16 protein-coding genes and 1 pseudogene are annotated in these 13,602 nt (G+C 63.3%); 2 read left to right on the plus strand and 15 right to left on the minus strand.

Annotation, left to right across the window (positions count from 1 at the left end; genetic code table 11):
- The 3 genes and pseudogenes from DIE17_RS34590 to DIE17_RS34600 form a co-directional block, all read right to left on the minus strand.
- Nucleotides 1-255, minus strand: a pseudogene (locus DIE17_RS34590) (c-type cytochrome biogenesis protein CcsB); the annotation flags it as partial.
- A gap of 4 nt (nucleotides 256-259) precedes the next feature.
- Complete coding sequence (locus DIE17_RS34595) at nucleotides 260-2,470, minus strand: cytochrome c biogenesis protein ResB (protein ID WP_044848921.1); 2,211 nt, start codon at nucleotides 2,468-2,470, stop codon at nucleotides 260-262.
- 201 nt (nucleotides 2,471-2,671) lie between these two features.
- Nucleotides 2,672-3,325 carry a cytochrome c gene (locus DIE17_RS34600; protein ID WP_044848922.1) on the minus strand — a complete coding sequence of 218 codons (654 nt, stop codon included), beginning with the start codon at nucleotides 3,323-3,325 and terminating at the stop codon, nucleotides 2,672-2,674.
- 218 nt (nucleotides 3,326-3,543) lie between these two features.
- Between DIE17_RS34600 and yihA the strand changes: the two genes are divergently transcribed.
- Both yihA and hemB read left to right on the plus strand, forming a co-directional pair.
- Nucleotides 3,544-4,203, plus strand: coding sequence for a ribosome biogenesis GTP-binding protein YihA/YsxC (gene yihA, locus DIE17_RS34605; protein WP_044848923.1), 660 nt, complete (start codon nucleotides 3,544-3,546; stop codon nucleotides 4,201-4,203).
- A 253-nt stretch (nucleotides 4,204-4,456) separates the two neighbouring features.
- Nucleotides 4,457-5,455, plus strand: coding sequence for a porphobilinogen synthase (hemB, locus tag DIE17_RS34610; protein WP_121860787.1), 999 nt, complete (start codon nucleotides 4,457-4,459; stop codon nucleotides 5,453-5,455).
- A gap of 111 nt (nucleotides 5,456-5,566) precedes the next feature.
- Here hemB and dsbD read toward each other — a convergent pair whose 3' ends face one another.
- The 12 genes from dsbD to rpmD all read right to left on the minus strand — a co-directional run bounded on the left by dsbD (nucleotide 5,567) and on the right by rpmD (nucleotide 13,601).
- Nucleotides 5,567-7,414: a protein-disulfide reductase DsbD gene (dsbD, locus tag DIE17_RS34615; protein WP_124523861.1), complete on the minus strand. Its 1,848-nt coding sequence runs from the start codon at nucleotides 7,412-7,414 to the stop codon at nucleotides 5,567-5,569.
- On the minus strand, nucleotides 7,407-7,733 hold the full coding sequence (cutA, locus tag DIE17_RS34620; protein ID WP_124489450.1) for a divalent-cation tolerance protein CutA: 327 nt from the start codon (nucleotides 7,731-7,733) through the stop codon (nucleotides 7,407-7,409). Before cutA ends, dsbD begins: the two co-directional genes overlap by 8 nt.
- Nucleotides 7,734-7,941: 208 nt before the next feature.
- The gene (rplQ, locus tag DIE17_RS34625; RefSeq protein WP_006477175.1) at nucleotides 7,942-8,337 is read right to left on the minus strand and encodes a 50S ribosomal protein L17; all 396 of its coding nucleotides are present in this window, start codon (nucleotides 8,335-8,337) and stop codon (nucleotides 7,942-7,944) included.
- Nucleotides 8,338-8,484: 147 nt separating this feature from the next.
- Nucleotides 8,485-9,462: a DNA-directed RNA polymerase subunit alpha gene (locus DIE17_RS34630; protein ID WP_006477176.1), complete on the minus strand. Its 978-nt coding sequence runs from the start codon at nucleotides 9,460-9,462 to the stop codon at nucleotides 8,485-8,487.
- A 124-nt stretch (nucleotides 9,463-9,586) separates the two neighbouring features.
- A complete protein-coding gene (rpsD, locus tag DIE17_RS34635) occupies nucleotides 9,587-10,210 on the minus strand; it encodes a 30S ribosomal protein S4 (RefSeq protein ID WP_006477177.1) in 624 nt (207 codons plus the stop codon).
- Between the two features lie 156 nt (nucleotides 10,211-10,366).
- On the minus strand, nucleotides 10,367-10,768 hold the full coding sequence (gene rpsK, locus DIE17_RS34640; RefSeq protein WP_004197937.1) for a 30S ribosomal protein S11: 402 nt from the start codon (nucleotides 10,766-10,768) through the stop codon (nucleotides 10,367-10,369).
- A 28-nt stretch (nucleotides 10,769-10,796) separates the two neighbouring features.
- Complete coding sequence (gene rpsM / locus DIE17_RS34645) at nucleotides 10,797-11,162, minus strand: 30S ribosomal protein S13 (RefSeq protein WP_039323572.1); 366 nt, start codon at nucleotides 11,160-11,162, stop codon at nucleotides 10,797-10,799.
- Nucleotides 11,163-11,200: 38 nt separating this feature from the next.
- Nucleotides 11,201-11,317 carry a 50S ribosomal protein L36 gene (gene rpmJ / locus DIE17_RS34650; protein ID WP_004199844.1) on the minus strand — a complete coding sequence of 39 codons (117 nt, stop codon included), beginning with the start codon at nucleotides 11,315-11,317 and terminating at the stop codon, nucleotides 11,201-11,203.
- 20 nt (nucleotides 11,318-11,337) lie between these two features.
- Complete coding sequence (infA, locus tag DIE17_RS34655) at nucleotides 11,338-11,556, minus strand: translation initiation factor IF-1 (protein WP_004521905.1); 219 nt, start codon at nucleotides 11,554-11,556, stop codon at nucleotides 11,338-11,340.
- 9 nt (nucleotides 11,557-11,565) lie between these two features.
- Nucleotides 11,566-12,915: a preprotein translocase subunit SecY gene (gene secY, locus DIE17_RS34660; RefSeq protein ID WP_006400642.1), complete on the minus strand. Its 1,350-nt coding sequence runs from the start codon at nucleotides 12,913-12,915 to the stop codon at nucleotides 11,566-11,568.
- A 42-nt stretch (nucleotides 12,916-12,957) separates the two neighbouring features.
- The gene (rplO, locus tag DIE17_RS34665) at nucleotides 12,958-13,392 is read right to left on the minus strand and encodes a 50S ribosomal protein L15 (RefSeq protein WP_006482880.1); all 435 of its coding nucleotides are present in this window, start codon (nucleotides 13,390-13,392) and stop codon (nucleotides 12,958-12,960) included.
- A 26-nt stretch (nucleotides 13,393-13,418) separates the two neighbouring features.
- A complete protein-coding gene (rpmD, locus tag DIE17_RS34670) occupies nucleotides 13,419-13,601 on the minus strand; it encodes a 50S ribosomal protein L30 (protein ID WP_006400644.1) in 183 nt (60 codons plus the stop codon).
- Nucleotide 13,602: the final 1 nt, after the last annotated feature.

A 13,602-nucleotide genomic window follows, 5' to 3' on the forward strand; every position in this document is an offset into this window, starting at 1 on the left:
CAGCCGCGCGGGCTTCCAGCGCCAGCCGAGCACGACGAGCGCCGGCACGGTGCCGATCATCACCGCCTTGTCGTAGTAATTCATGTGTTCGTTGTAATGCACGAACGCATAGCCCGCGCCGACCACGAGTGCCAGTGCGAACAGCCAGTCGATGACCGACAGGCGCGCGAGGAACGGACGGTCGTCGAACAACGGCGCCGGATTCGGGGCCTGAACCGGCCCCGAACGGGAAGAGGAAACTTGCGTGAGATCCATGATGTTACCGGGTGGAATTCTCGGAATCGCCGCCGGCAGGCGGACGGGCAGTCGCTGCCGCACCGGCGGGCGCGGCGTCGCGCGGTGCGGCGCGCAAGGCGGCGCCGGCCGCGTCGCGCGTCTGCACGAATTCTTTTTCGAAATCGAAGGTCTTGCGGGCCGTGGACATCGCCATCACCACATCGACGCCCGAACCGGCATCCTTGAGCCAGAACCAGAGGCGCCGCTCGCGCACGTAGAACATCGAGAAGATGCCGGCGACCAGCAGCAGGCTGCCAAGATACACCAGATTCTTGCCGGGTGCGCGCGTCAACTGAAATACCGAAGCTTGCACCTGCTTGAAGGAGTCAAGCTGCAAATAGACCGGCGATCCATACAAGAAGCTGTCCGATAGCGCATTGATCGCGTTCTGCACGAAGCGGATCGTGTCGGCGCCCTGTTGGGCAGCCGGCTCGCCGGCGCGCTCGCGCGCGATCTGCCAGACCTCCCACATCGAACCCTCGAGCATGCGCAGCAGCAGGCTCGCCGCCTTCTCCTGCTCGGCCTTCGGCACCGAACGATCGATGAAGGTCGCCACCGCCTGGAAGCCGCCGACCGGCTGGCCGTCGGCGCCGCGGCCGATGCTGTCGTCGCTCGCCGCAAAAAGGGTCAGCACTTTGAACGCGCTGTCCTGCAGGCGGCCACGCAGCGACGCTTCGGTCGTCGGCAGCGAACGCTGCGCGAAGCGCGCGGCGGCGTCGGCACGCACGGCTGGATCCTCGAGCGCGGCGCGCAGGCGCATCCATTCGCCGATCGAATCCTGGCTGTCGGCCGGAATCCGCATGTAGCGGAACGGATCGTTCGGGCTCGCGCGCACGCCGGCGAGGAACACGCGCGTGCCGCCCATGTCGACGGGCAGCATGTAGTTATTGAATTCGCGCGCCTGGCCGTCCTTGCCGCGAATCTTGTATTGCACCGACGGGCCGATGTTGTGGAGCTGCACCGGCTTCGACGTCTTCGCGCCCGAACCGAGCCGCTCGTCGAACGCTTCCTTCAGCGACGCCGTCTTCGCGACGCCGCGCACGTCCGGCTTGCCGTTCGCGTCGGCCATGTTCTCGACGTTGATCGCGCGGAAGTCGGAGAACTCGATCGTGTCGCCGTCGCTGCCCGGCATCTGCAGCGGCGCCGTGCTGCCGATCGTGCCCTTCACCGCGAAGGTCTTCGCGTTGCCGCCCGTCATCGGGTAGGCCGTCATCTCCATCTGCGAGCCGCCGTCCTGGAAGCTCGACTGGTAGATCGACACGCCCTTGTACGTGAACGGCTTGTTGACCTCGACGCGCGCCGGGATCTTCTGGCCCGTCTCGCGATCGATCACGACGATGTCGCTCGCGAACAGCTTCGGCATCCCGGTCGTGTAGTAGTCGACGATGAACTTGTTGAGCTGGATCGAGAACGGCAGGTCCTGGATCAGCGAGCCGCTCGGCTGGTTCAGGATCGCGGTCGACACGAACTGGCCTTCCGGCACCCACGCGTAGCCGCGGAACGTCGGGTTCGACACGGACAGCCGGTGGTCGGGCGAGATTTCGCTGATCGTCGCGCTCGTGTTGACCGGGCTCTTGCCGAACATCCACATCTGGAATTTGATCGGCAGGTTGCTGTCCAGCAGGCCGCCGATACAGATCACGACGATCGCAAGGTGCGCGGAGATGTAGCCCCACTTCGTCAGCGCGCCGCGCTTCGCGGAAATCAGCGTCGCGCCGTCGGTTTCACGCACGACGTGCTTGTAGCCGGCCTTGGTGACGAACGTGGCGAGCGTGGCCGCGACGGTCGCGCGCGTGCCGGACGCCGAGTATTCGGCCTTGTGGTGGAACGCGCGCAGGCTGCCTTCGCGGACCTTGTCCTTCCAGCTCTTCGCATCGGCAAGCATCTTCGGCGCATTGCGGATCACGCACAGCGAGATCGACACGACGAGGAAGATCAGGATCAGCATGAACCACCAGGCGCTGTACACGTTGTACAGGCCCAGCGAGCGGAAGATGTCCGCCCAGAACGGCCCGAACTGGTTCACGTAGTTCGGATACGGATCGTCCTGCGTCAGGACCGTGCCGACGATGCTCGCGATCGACAGCACTACCAGCAGCGCGATCGCGAAGCGCATCGAGCTCAGCAGCTCGATCGCGCGCCTGGACGCACTTTGACCCGACTTCGACTGCAACCCCGACGTGGTAACGCTCATTCAAACTCCGACTAAGGGGAAACAGCCCCTACGCTCACTATGTTCGCTGCCCCAAGGGGGCGGTCAGCACGCTGGGGACGACCCGGCGAGTGCCGACAAAAAAGGGCGAGGCAACCGCAATCACGCGGCGCCCCACCCTTTTTCTTGTTCTGACGCCGGCCGCCCTTCGGGCGCCCGGTCATTCCATTCGCGACCGTCCGGTCAACGCAGGCCCGCGATGTAATCCGCGACGGCCTTGATCTCGTTGTCCGACAGACGCGCTGCGATCTGATGCATCGCCTCGTTGTTGTTGCGCGCGCCGACACCCTGCTGGAACGCGGTCAACTGGGCAACCGTGTAATCGGCCCATTGCCCCGACAGACGCGGGTACTGGACCGGAATGCCCTGCCCCGTCGGCCCGTGGCAGCTCGCGCAGGCGGGTACACCCTTTTCCGCGATGCCGCCGCGATAGATCTTCTGGCCGATCGGCACGGTCGCCGCGTCGCGTGCGGTGCCGAGCTTCGTCGTCTGCGATCCGTAATACGCAGCGACGTTGCGCATGTCGTCCGCGCTCAACGCGCTCGCGAACCCGACCATCACCGGATTGGTCCGCGCCGGCCCCTTCGCGCCCGGCTGGGCCTTGAAGTCGTTCAACTGCTTGACCAGATAGTCGGGATGCTGGCCGGCCAGCTTCGGGAAACTGCCCGACGCGCTGTTGCCGTCCGCGCCGTGACACGACGCGCAAACTTGCCCGGCAATCGCCTTGCCGCGGTCCAGATCCGGCTTTGCCGCATCCGCCGCATTTGCCTCCGCTACGAAACCTACGAACCCTGCTGCAACCTGAAGCACCATCAGAGACTTGCACAGTCGATTCATTCGCACACCCTGTTTCGTCTTGTGGGAATTTGAGGTTCTGCAAAAAACGACGTCGACCAGTCTACCGCAGAAGCTGCATAAAAGCGCGAGGCAGGCGCCCGCAGCCCTTCGGCAAAACCGCCGTATTGTACAATATCGCGCTGAAAGCTCCCGCGCCTATCGGGGCTACCCCGCCTCCACCAAGCGGCTCGCGCCGCCCCGTCCCACCGGTTTCCCCCATGGCCTTTTTGCTCCACCAAGCCCGCTTCTACACGACCGTCAACCATCTGCGCGACCTGCCGCCGACGGTACAACCGGAAATCGCGTTCGCGGGCCGCTCGAATGCCGGCAAATCGACGGCGATCAACGTGCTGTGCAACCAGAAGCGGCTTGCCTTCGCGTCGAAGACGCCCGGCCGCACCCAGCACATCAACTACTTCTCCGTCGGCCCGGCCGCCGAGCCCGTCGCGAACCTCGTCGACCTGCCCGGCTACGGCTACGCGGAAGTGCCGGGGGCCGCGAAGGCCCACTGGGAAATGCTGCTGTCGTCCTACCTCGCGACGCGTTCGCAGCTGTGCGGCCTGATCCTGATGATGGATTCGCGCCGCCCGTTGACCGACCTCGATCGCCGGATGATCGAGTGGTTCGCGCCGACCGGCAAGCCGATCCACACGCTGCTGACGAAGTGCGACAAATTGACGCGGCAAGAAAGCATCAACGCGCTGCGCAACACGCAGAAGGGACTCGACGCGTACCGTGACCAGGGCGTGAAGGGCAAGCTGACGGTCCAGCTGTTCTCGGCGCTGAAGCGCACGGGGCTCGACGAGGCCCATGAACTGATCGAGAGCTGGGTGCGGCCGTCCGTCGCCGACGAAAAAAGCGAGCCTGTAGCACAATGAGCGGGCAACGCGCGGCCGGGACCGGCCGTGCGCACCTGACGGCACCTGCGGATTCGGCCGGCTCATAAAAAAACCCGCCGTTGAACGGCGGGTCAAACAGCCTAATCGAATAACGACAGGCACCCGCTCAGGGAGGAGAAGCGGGGAGCGGCACGCGACGCGTGCCGCTCGATCGCTATCATATACCAACGCTCTCGAAAATGACCTAAGGGTTCCGTAAGGTTCTTACTACCCTGATTTCTGCCCAATCGCCATGAGCTTCCATCCGCTTCACCGTCCGCGCCGGATGCGCCGCGACGACTTCTCCCGGCGCCTGATGCGCGAAAACCGCCTGACCACCGACGACCTGATCTATCCGGTGTTCGTCGTGGACGGCACCAACGAACGCCAGAGCGTCCCGTCGATGCCCGGCGTCGAGCGCGTGTCGGTCGATCTGCTGATGCATGTCGCCGAGCAGTGCGTCGAACTCGGCGTGCCCGTGCTGTCGCTGTTCCCGGCCATCGAGCCGTCGCTGAAGACGCCTGACGGCCGCGAAGCGGCAAATCCGGAAGGCCTGATCCCGCGCGCGGTGCGCGAACTGAAGAAGCGCTTCCCCGAACTCGGCGTGCTGACCGACGTCGCGCTCGACCCGTACACGAGCCACGGCCAGGACGGCGTGCTCGACGAGAACGGCTACGTGATCAACGACGACACGATCGAGATCCTGGTCGACCAGGCGCGTGCGCAGGCCGAAGCCGGCGTCGACATCGTCGCGCCGTCGGACATGATGGACGGCCGCATCGGCGCGGTCCGTGAAATGCTGGAAAGCGACGGTCACATCCATACGCGCATCATGGCCTATTCGGCCAAGTTCGCGTCGGCGTTCTACGGCCCGTTCCGCGATGCGGTCGGCTCGGCGTCCAATCTGGGCAAGGGCAACAAGATGACCTACCAGATGGATCCGGCGAACAGCGACGAAGCGCTGCGCGAAGTGCGCCTCGACATCGACGAAGGCGCCGACATGGTGATGGTCAAGCCCGGCATGCCGTATCTCGACATCGTGCGCCGCGTGAAGGACGAGTTCCGCTTCCCGACCTACGTGTACCAGGTGAGCGGCGAATACGCGATGCTGAAGGCCGCCGCGATGAACGGCTGGCTCGATCACGACAAGGTAGTGCTCGAATCGCTGCTCGCGTTCAAGCGCGCAGGCGCCGACGGCGTGCTCACGTACTTCGCGCTCGATGCCGCGCGTCTGCTGAAAGCGCAGCGCTGAGCCGCGCGCCGGCCGGCACAAGGAAAAACGGCGGGACACTTCGGTGTCCCGCCGTTTTTTTTGCACCGTCCGGTCGGCGCAGCGGGCCGCCCGTGCGCCGACGAGCGCGCGTCACACCGTCGGTACCGCCGCGCGATCGAGGCTGCGCAGGAACGTCTCGGCCGCCTGATAACCAACCACACGGCCGATTTCGTTGCCGTTGCGATCGAAGAAGATGATGCCCGGCGGCCCGAACAGGTTGAAGCGCTTGAGCAGCGCCTGGTCGTCCGGATTGTTCGCGGTGACGTCGGCACGCACCAGGTGAAGCTGCGCGAGCCGCGCCTGCACGCGCGAATCGGTGAACGTCAGATGCTCCATCTCCTTGCAGCTCACGCACCAGTCGGCGTAGAAGTCGAGCATCACGGGCTGACCCGACGTCTTCAGCAGCGCATCGAGCTCGCGACTGGAGCGCACCGACGCGAACGCGGGCCCCTGCCCTCCGGTCGCCGCACCGGCTGCCGACGCATCGCCCGACGCAACCGTGCGCGCCGCGAGCACGGCCAGCGGCTTCACGGGGTCGTTGGAGCCCGCCGCAAGACCGACGAGCAGCGTTGCAGCCCAGATCGCAAGCGCAGCACCGAGGCCGCGACCGAGACGGCGCCAGATCGATGCGGCGCCGGCATGCGGCGTAAACAGGCCAAGCGCCGCAGCCGCGACGAGCAGCCACAATGCGGCGAGCACCATCTTCAGAGCACCCGCGAGCACCGGCCACACGATCCACAGCGCGGCGGCAAGCAGCACGATGCCGAAGAACACCTTCACGCCGTCCATCCATGCGCCCGCGCGCGGCAGCACCGTACCTGCACCGATGCCGACGACGAGCAGCGGCACGCCGAGCCCCAACCCCATAGCGAACAGCGCAGCGCCGCCGAGCAGCGCATTGCCGGTGTGCGCGATGAACGCGAGCACCGCAAACAGCGGCGCCGTCATGCATGCGCCGACGACCAGCGCCGACAACGCCCCCATCGCGGCGACCGCGACGAAGTGGCCGCCCCGGCGCGCGCTCGAGGCTTCCGCCGCGCCGTTCTGCCAGCGCTCGGGCAGCGCGATGTCCTTGCCGGAAATCAGCGATACGGCGAATGCGGTGAGCAGCACGCCGAATGCACCGAGCACCCACGGGTTCTGCAGCCATGCGCCCAGGCTCTGGCCGACCAGCGCCGCCGCGATGCCCAGCACCGTATAGACGAGCGCCATGCCGACCACGTACGTCAGCGACAGCGCGAAACCGCGTGCGTGCGTCGCGCGCGTGCCCTGGCCGATGATGATCGCGGACACGATCGGAATCATCGGATACGAGCAGGGCAGGAGACTCAGCACGACGCCGGCGACGAAATACAGTGCGACGATGGTGAAGAAACCGTGCCCCTCGAGCAGCGACTGCGCGAAATCCGCGCTCGTGACCTTGTCGAACCAGCTGCCCGAAGCCGCCGTGCGATCGACCGGCGCGGCCGCGCCCAGCGCAGCGCCGTCGACCTTCACGACGTGCTCCGCAGGCGGATAGCAGATTCCTTCGTCGGCGCATCCTTGCGACGTCACAGCGAGCTCGAACGGCCCCGCCGCCTGCTTGACCGGAACATGAATCACGACCTCGTCGCGATAGGTCTCGACTTCCTTCTGGAACGTCTGGTCGAACTTCACATGGCCGGCCGGGAATTGCGGATCGCCGAGCGTCGCCTGCCCGCCCTTCACCGCGAACGCGAACCGCTCGCGGTACAGGTAATAGCCGCTGGCAACCTTGAAACGGACGTCCACCTGCCCCGGCGATTCGCTCGCGCTGAACTTGAATGCGACCGACGGATCGAGAAAATCGTCGGCCGCGCGCGCGACCGACAGGCCGCCCAGCACGAACATGAACGACATCAGGACTGCGAGGAACCGCAGCGCGCGCACGCGCACGGAAAGCGCCATACCGTTAAACATGAAATAGACGTTGAGTTTCGCTGGTCACCCACTGGCCGTACGCGGCCGTGGCCGTCCCCTGCCACGAGACGATTTCCGGCGTCTCGTACGGATGATGCGCGAGAATAAATCGCTCCAGTTCGAGCGAGCGGACGGGGCTCGTCTTGAACAGCAACTGGATCTCGTCGGCCGTCTCGACCTTGCCCTGCCAGTGATAGCGCGACTTGATCGCACCGAGCTCCGACACGCACGCGGCAAGCCGCGCGTCGAGCGCGCCGTCAGCGAGCGCCGCGGCCGTCACCGCATCCGGCACCGTCGTCAGCATCAATACCACCACCATACGCGCCCTCCTGACTGGCCTTTACCGGCTTCCGCCGCCACGAATCGCCCCATCGAGGGGCCCGCGCCAATAACTGCATATCGTAGCGCAGCCCGCGCGGCACTGCCGGCACCGGCCTGCGACAATCGATCGCAGCCGAGGCGCCGCCAAAAACAAAAAGGGCCAAGCAATTGCTCGGCCCTTTCGGATCCTGCTGCGTACCGGAAGCTTACTCGGCTTCTTGCACGTTTTCCGTTTCGTCGACTTCCGGACGATCGAGCAGCTCGACCAGTGCCATCGGTGCGTTGTCGCCGACGCGGAAGCCGAACTTCAGCACGCGCAGGTAGCCGCCCGGACGGTTCGCGAAACGCGGACCGAGCACGTCGAACAGCTTCGCCACCGAGTCACGATCGCGCAGGCGGTTGAACGCCAGGCGACGGTTTGCCAGCGACGGCTTCTTGCCGAGCGTGATCAGCGGCTCGACGACTTTACGGAGTTCCTTCGCCTTCGGCAGCGTCGTCTTGATGACTTCGTGCTCGATCAGCGAGTTGGACATGTTACGGAGCATAGCCAGACGGTGGCTGCTCGTGCGGTTCAGTTTCCGCAGACCATGACGATGGCGCATTTCAGTTTCCTTGATTCAAAGTTTTGATCCAGCTCTTCTATCGCACCTCTGGGGTGCACGGGCCGGTAGAGAAAAAAGCAAGATGCGGATTTTAAAGGAAAATCCGCATCTTTGCCAACTACTGCTACAGCCGGGCTACAACCGGGCTTACTTGTCGAGACCAGCCGGCGGCCAGTTTTCGAGCTTCATGCCCAGCGTGAGACCGCGCGAAGCGAGCACTTCCTTGATCTCGTTGAGCGACTTGCGACCGAGGTTCGGCGTCTTCAGCAGCTCGTTTTCCGTGCGCTGGATCAGGTCGCCGATGTAGTAGATGTTCTCGGCCTTCAGGCAGTTCGCCGAACGAACCGTCAGCTCGAGATCGTCCACCGGACGCAGCAGGATCGGATCGATCTGCGGTGCGCGCGACGGTGCTTCGGCAGCCGTTTCCGTGCCTTCCAGTGCCGCGAACACGGACAGCTGGTCGACCAGGATGCGGGCCGATTGACGGATCGCCTCTTCCGGGGTGATCACGCCGCTCGTCTCGATGTTCATCACGAGCTTGTCGAGGTCGGTACGCTGCTCGACACGTGCGCTTTCAACGGCGTAGCTCACGCGGCGAACCGGCGAGAACGATGCGTCGAGGACGATGCGGCCGATGATCTTGGCCGTGTCTTCGCCGTAGCGACGGACGTTGCCGGGCACATAGCCGCGACCCTTTTCGATCTTGATCTGAACGTCGAGCTTGCCGCCCTTCGACAGGTGTGCGATCACGTGATTCGGGTTGATGACTTCGCAATCGTGCGCCAGCTCGATATCGCCGGCCGTGACGACGCCTTCGCCTTCCTTGCGCAGGGTCACCGTCACTTCGTCACGGTTGTGCAGCTTGAACACCACACCCTTCAGGTTCAGCAGCAGGTTGACGACGTCCTCTTGCACGCCGTCAAGCGTCGAATACTCGTGCACCACGCCAGCGATCGTGACTTCGGTCGGCGCGTAGCCAACCATCGACGACAGCAGCACGCGGCGAAGCGCATTGCCCAAGGTGTGGCCGTAACCGCGTTCGAACGGTTCCATGACCACCCTCGCGTGGTTCTCGCCCAGCGATTCCACGGCGATGATCTTGGGTTTCAGCAAACTGGTTTGCATGGGCTTTCCTTTTCAATACCCTCGGCTCGTTACACCGATAAGGCTGACCGGTAACAACCAGAAAATAAACAGCCGAGGCCCCTCCTTGCATAACGCAATCGGGGTACCTCGGCCGTCAATCGGATTAACGCGAATACAATTCGACGATCAGGCTTTCGTTGATGTCGCCTGCGATTTCAGCGCGTTCCGGCATTTGCTTGAACGTGCCTTCGAACTTCTTCGCATCGACTGCAACCCAGCTCGGCATGCCGCCTTGCTCGGCCAGCGACAGCGCTTCGACGATACGCGCCTGCTTCTTCGCCTTTTCGCGGATCGCGACGACGTCACCCGCCTTCACTTGCTGCGACGGCACGTTCGCGACGACGCCGTTCACCGTGATCGACTTGTGGCTCACCAGCTGACGCGCTTCAGCGCGGGTCGAGCCGAAGCCCATGCGATACACGACGTTGTCGAGACGCGACTCGAGCAGTTGCAGCAGGTTTTCACCCGTGTTGCCCTTGCGGCGGTCGGCTTCAGCGAAGTAGCGGCGGAACTGACGCTCCAGGACGCCGTAAATACGCTTGACCTTCTGCTTTTCGCGCAGCTGCGTACCATAGTCGGACGTACGTGCGCCCGAGGTACGGCCGTGCTGACCCGGCTTGCTGTCGAGCTTGCACTTGTCGGCGAGCGAGCGGCGCGCGCTCTTCAGGAACAGGTCGGTGCCTTCACGGCGGGACAGCTTGGCCTTAGGGCCGATATAACGTGCCACTTTGCATTCCTTTATCAATCAGTCACGCGGACCGGAATCCGCGCTAGTTCGCGCCCTTTGGGGCGAACGGTGGGCTTAGTCAATCAAAAAAGCAACGCCCGTCGACGCTACGCGGCGACAGGCAAATGCGCCAGCACGAACGTGCCAGCAGCATTCTTAGATACGACGGCGCTTCGGCGGACGGCAGCCGTTGTGCGGAATCGGGGTGACGTCCGAAATCGCGGTGATCTTGATGCCGAGGCCATGCAGTGCACGCACTGCCGACTCACGACCCGGGCCCGGGCCCTTGATCCGCACTTCCAGATTCTTCACGCCATATTCCATCGCCACGCGACCGGCCGACTCAGCAGCAACCTGAGCAGCGAACGGCGTCGACTTGCGCGAGCCCTTGAAGCCCTGGCCGCCCGACGTCGCCCATGCCAGTGCATTGCCCTGGCGATCGGTGATCGTGATGATCGTGTTGTTGAACGACGCGTGAACGTGAACCACGCCTTCAGCGACGTTCTTCTTAACCTTCTTGCGAACGCGTTGCGCCGCGGTGTTCGAAGCCTTAGCCATTACGTTTTCCTGTAACTGTCAGTTCCGCTTACTTCTTCAGCGCTTGCGCTGCACGACGCGGACCCTTGCGGGTACGTGCGTTCGTACGCGTACGCTGACCGCGCATCGGCAGGCCCTTGCGATGACGAACGCCACGGTAGCAACCGAGGTCCATCAGGCGCTTGATGTTCATCGTCACTTCACGGCGCAGATCGCCTTCGACGATGAACTTGCCCACTTCTTCACGCAGCTTTTCGAGGTCTGCGTCGGTCAGGTCCTTGACCTTCTTCGAGAATTCCACGCCAGCTGCCGTGCAGATGCTGCGCGAGCGCGTGCGGCCGATACCGAAGATTGCCGTCAGGCCGATCTCGGTATGCTGGTGATTCGGGATGTTAACCCCTGCGATACGAGCCATTGTTTTTCCTCAAACAAAAAGCGCAAACAAACGCGCGGTCAGCCTTGGCGCTGCTTGTGGCGCGGATCCGAGCTGCAGATCACGCGAACGACGCCTTTGCGCTTGATGATCTTGCAATTGCGGCAAATGCGCTTAACCGATGCCATCACTTTCATGATAATACCCTTTTTTCAAATCACTTCGCCCGGAACACGATCCGCGCACGAGACAGATCGTAAGGCGTCAATTCAACCGTCACCTTGTCGCCCGGCAGGATGCGGATGTAGTGCATCCGCATCTTCCCGGAGATATGCCCCAACACGACATGGCCGTTTTCCAGCTTCACGCGGAAGGTCGCATTCGGGAGGTTTTCGATCACCTCACCTTGCATCTGGATTACATCGTCTTTGGCCATAGTCCTTGATTAACGCATTGGGATGTTGCCGCCCTTGAAGTTTGCCTTCTTGAGCAGCGACTCATACTGTTGCGACATAACGTACGACTGCACCTGCGCCATGAAGTCCATCGTGACGACGACAATGATCAGCAGCGACGTTCCACCAAAATAAAACGGCACGTTCCAGCGCAGCACCAGGAATTCCGGCAGCAGACACACGAAGACGATGTAGATCGCACCGGCCAGCGTCAGACGCGTGAGGATGCGGTCGATATATCGTGCGGTCTGGTCGCCCGGACGAATGCCCGGAACAAACGCGCCGCTCTTCTTCAGGTTGTCCGCGGTTTCCCTGCTGTTGAACACCAGTGCGGTGTAGAAGAAGCAGAAAAACACGATCGCCAGCGTGTACAGCAGCACATAGACCGGCTGGCCCGGCTTCAGCGCCTCCGCGACGTTATGCAACGTGTTGGAGATCCAGCTTCCCGACGGCTGACCCGTGCTAAACCAGCCGAGAATCGTGGCCGGGAACAGGATGATCGACGATGCGAAGATCGGCGGAATCACGCCCGACATGTTCAGCTTCAGCGGCAAGTGCGACGACTGGCCACCGTAGATCTTGTTGCCGACCTGGCGCTTCGCGTAGTTCACGAGGATCTTGCGCTGACCGCGTTCGATGAACACGACCAGGTAAGTCACCGCGGCGATCAGAACGACGATGATGATCGCCGAAATGATGCTCATCGAACCCGTACGCACCAGCTCGAACAGCCCACCGACGGCATTCGGGAACCCTGCTGCGATCCCGCCGAAGATGATGATCGAGATGCCGTTGCCCAGACCACGCTCGGTGATCTGCTCACCCAGCCACATCAGGAACATCGTGCCGGTAACCAGCGTCACGACCGTCGTCAGCCGGAACAGCATGCCGGGGTCGATCACGAGGCCCGGCTGGTTTTCCAGCGCAGCCGCGATACCGAACGCCTGGAAGGTCGCGAGCACCACGGTGAAATACCGCGTGTACTGCGTGATCTTCCGTTGCCCTGCCTGCCCTTCCTTCTTCAGCGCCTCGAGTTGCGGCGAGACGATCGCCAGCAACTGCATGATGATCGACGCCGAGATGTACGGCATGATCCCCAGCGCAAAGATCGTGAAGCGGGAAAGCGCGCCACCCGAGAACATGTTGAACATGCCAAGGATGCCGCCCGCCTGGCTCTGGAACAGCTTCGCCAGTTGATCCGGATCGATGCCCGGCACGGGGATGTGCGCGCCGATGCGATAGACGATCAGCGCCAGGAGCAGGAACATCGCTCGCCGACGCAGATCGCCGAATTTCGCCGTGCTTCGACCGGGTTTTGCAAGACTCGGGCTGTTAGCCAAGTACCTTCTCCGATGAATGCAAGTAACGACGCGCTACGCGTGTCACTCGGCGAACGAACCGCCAGCCGCTTCGATCGCAGCGCGCGCACCCTTGGTGGCGCCGAGACCCTTCACGACGATCTTGCGCTTCAGTTCGCCCGTCGCGATGATCTTTGCGCTCTTCGTCAGCTCGCCGACCAGGCCGGCTTGCTTCAGTGCGAGCAGATCGATTTCATCGACCGGCAGCTTCTCGAGGTCGCCCAGGCGCACTTCACCGACGAATTCCTTCGTCAGCGACGTGAAGCCGCGCTTCGGCAGACGACGTTGCAGCGGCATCTGACCGCCTTCGAAACCGACTTTGTGGAAGCCGCCCGAACGCGATTTCTGACCCTTGTGACCACGGCCAGCCGTCTTGCCGAGGCCCGAACCGATGCCGCGGCCGACACGACGCTTGGCGTGCTTTGCACCAGCGGCCGGCTTCAGGTTATTCAATTCCATATCAACTCCTTGATCCGTAGGGCCGCTTACGCGATGACCTTAACGAGGTACGAGACCTTGTTGATCATGCCGCGGACCGCCGGCGTATCCTGCAGCTCGCTAACCGAGTTGAGTCGGCGCAGGCCCAGGCCACGCACGGTCGCACGGTGCGATTCGCGGGTCCCGATCAGGCTCTTGACGAGCTGAACCTTGACAGTTTTTTCAGACATG

It is taken from the genome of Burkholderia sp. Bp9099 (assembly GCF_003857805.1).
Taxonomy (GTDB): Bacteria; Pseudomonadota; Gammaproteobacteria; order Burkholderiales; family Burkholderiaceae; genus Burkholderia.

Excerpts from the sequence above, each read along its gene's own strand:
- rpmD (WP_006400644.1), bottom strand. The coding sequence starts at position 13,601 with ATGTCTGAAAAAACTGTCAAGGTTCAGCTCGTCAAGAGCCTGATCGGG.
- rplQ (WP_006477175.1), bottom strand. The coding sequence starts at position 8,337 with ATGCGCCATCGTCATGGTCTGCGGAAACTGAACCGCACGAGCAGCCAC.
- dsbD (WP_124523861.1), bottom strand. The coding sequence starts at position 7,414 with ATGTTTAACGGTATGGCGCTTTCCGTGCGCGTGCGCGCGCTGCGGTTC.
- rplO (WP_006482880.1), bottom strand. The coding sequence starts at position 13,392 with ATGGAATTGAATAACCTGAAGCCGGCCGCTGGTGCAAAGCACGCCAAG.
- cutA (WP_124489450.1), bottom strand. The coding sequence starts at position 7,733 with ATGGTGGTGGTATTGATGCTGACGACGGTGCCGGATGCGGTGACGGCC.
- DIE17_RS34595 (WP_044848921.1), bottom strand. The coding sequence starts at position 2,470 with ATGAGCGTTACCACGTCGGGGTTGCAGTCGAAGTCGGGTCAAAGTGCG.
- rpsM (WP_039323572.1), bottom strand. The coding sequence starts at position 11,162 with ATGGCTCGTATCGCAGGGGTTAACATCCCGAATCACCAGCATACCGAG.
- rpmJ (WP_004199844.1), bottom strand. The coding sequence starts at position 11,317 with ATGAAAGTGATGGCATCGGTTAAGCGCATTTGCCGCAATTGCAAGATC.
- rpsK (WP_004197937.1), bottom strand. The coding sequence starts at position 10,768 with ATGGCTAAGGCTTCGAACACCGCGGCGCAACGCGTTCGCAAGAAGGTT.
- DIE17_RS34630 (WP_006477176.1), bottom strand. The coding sequence starts at position 9,462 with ATGCAAACCAGTTTGCTGAAACCCAAGATCATCGCCGTGGAATCGCTG.
- infA (WP_004521905.1), bottom strand. The coding sequence starts at position 11,556 with ATGGCCAAAGACGATGTAATCCAGATGCAAGGTGAGGTGATCGAAAAC.
- hemB (WP_121860787.1), top strand. The coding sequence starts at position 4,457 with ATGAGCTTCCATCCGCTTCACCGTCCGCGCCGGATGCGCCGCGACGAC.
- DIE17_RS34600 (WP_044848922.1), bottom strand. The coding sequence starts at position 3,325 with ATGAATCGACTGTGCAAGTCTCTGATGGTGCTTCAGGTTGCAGCAGGG.
- yihA (WP_044848923.1), top strand. The coding sequence starts at position 3,544 with ATGGCCTTTTTGCTCCACCAAGCCCGCTTCTACACGACCGTCAACCAT.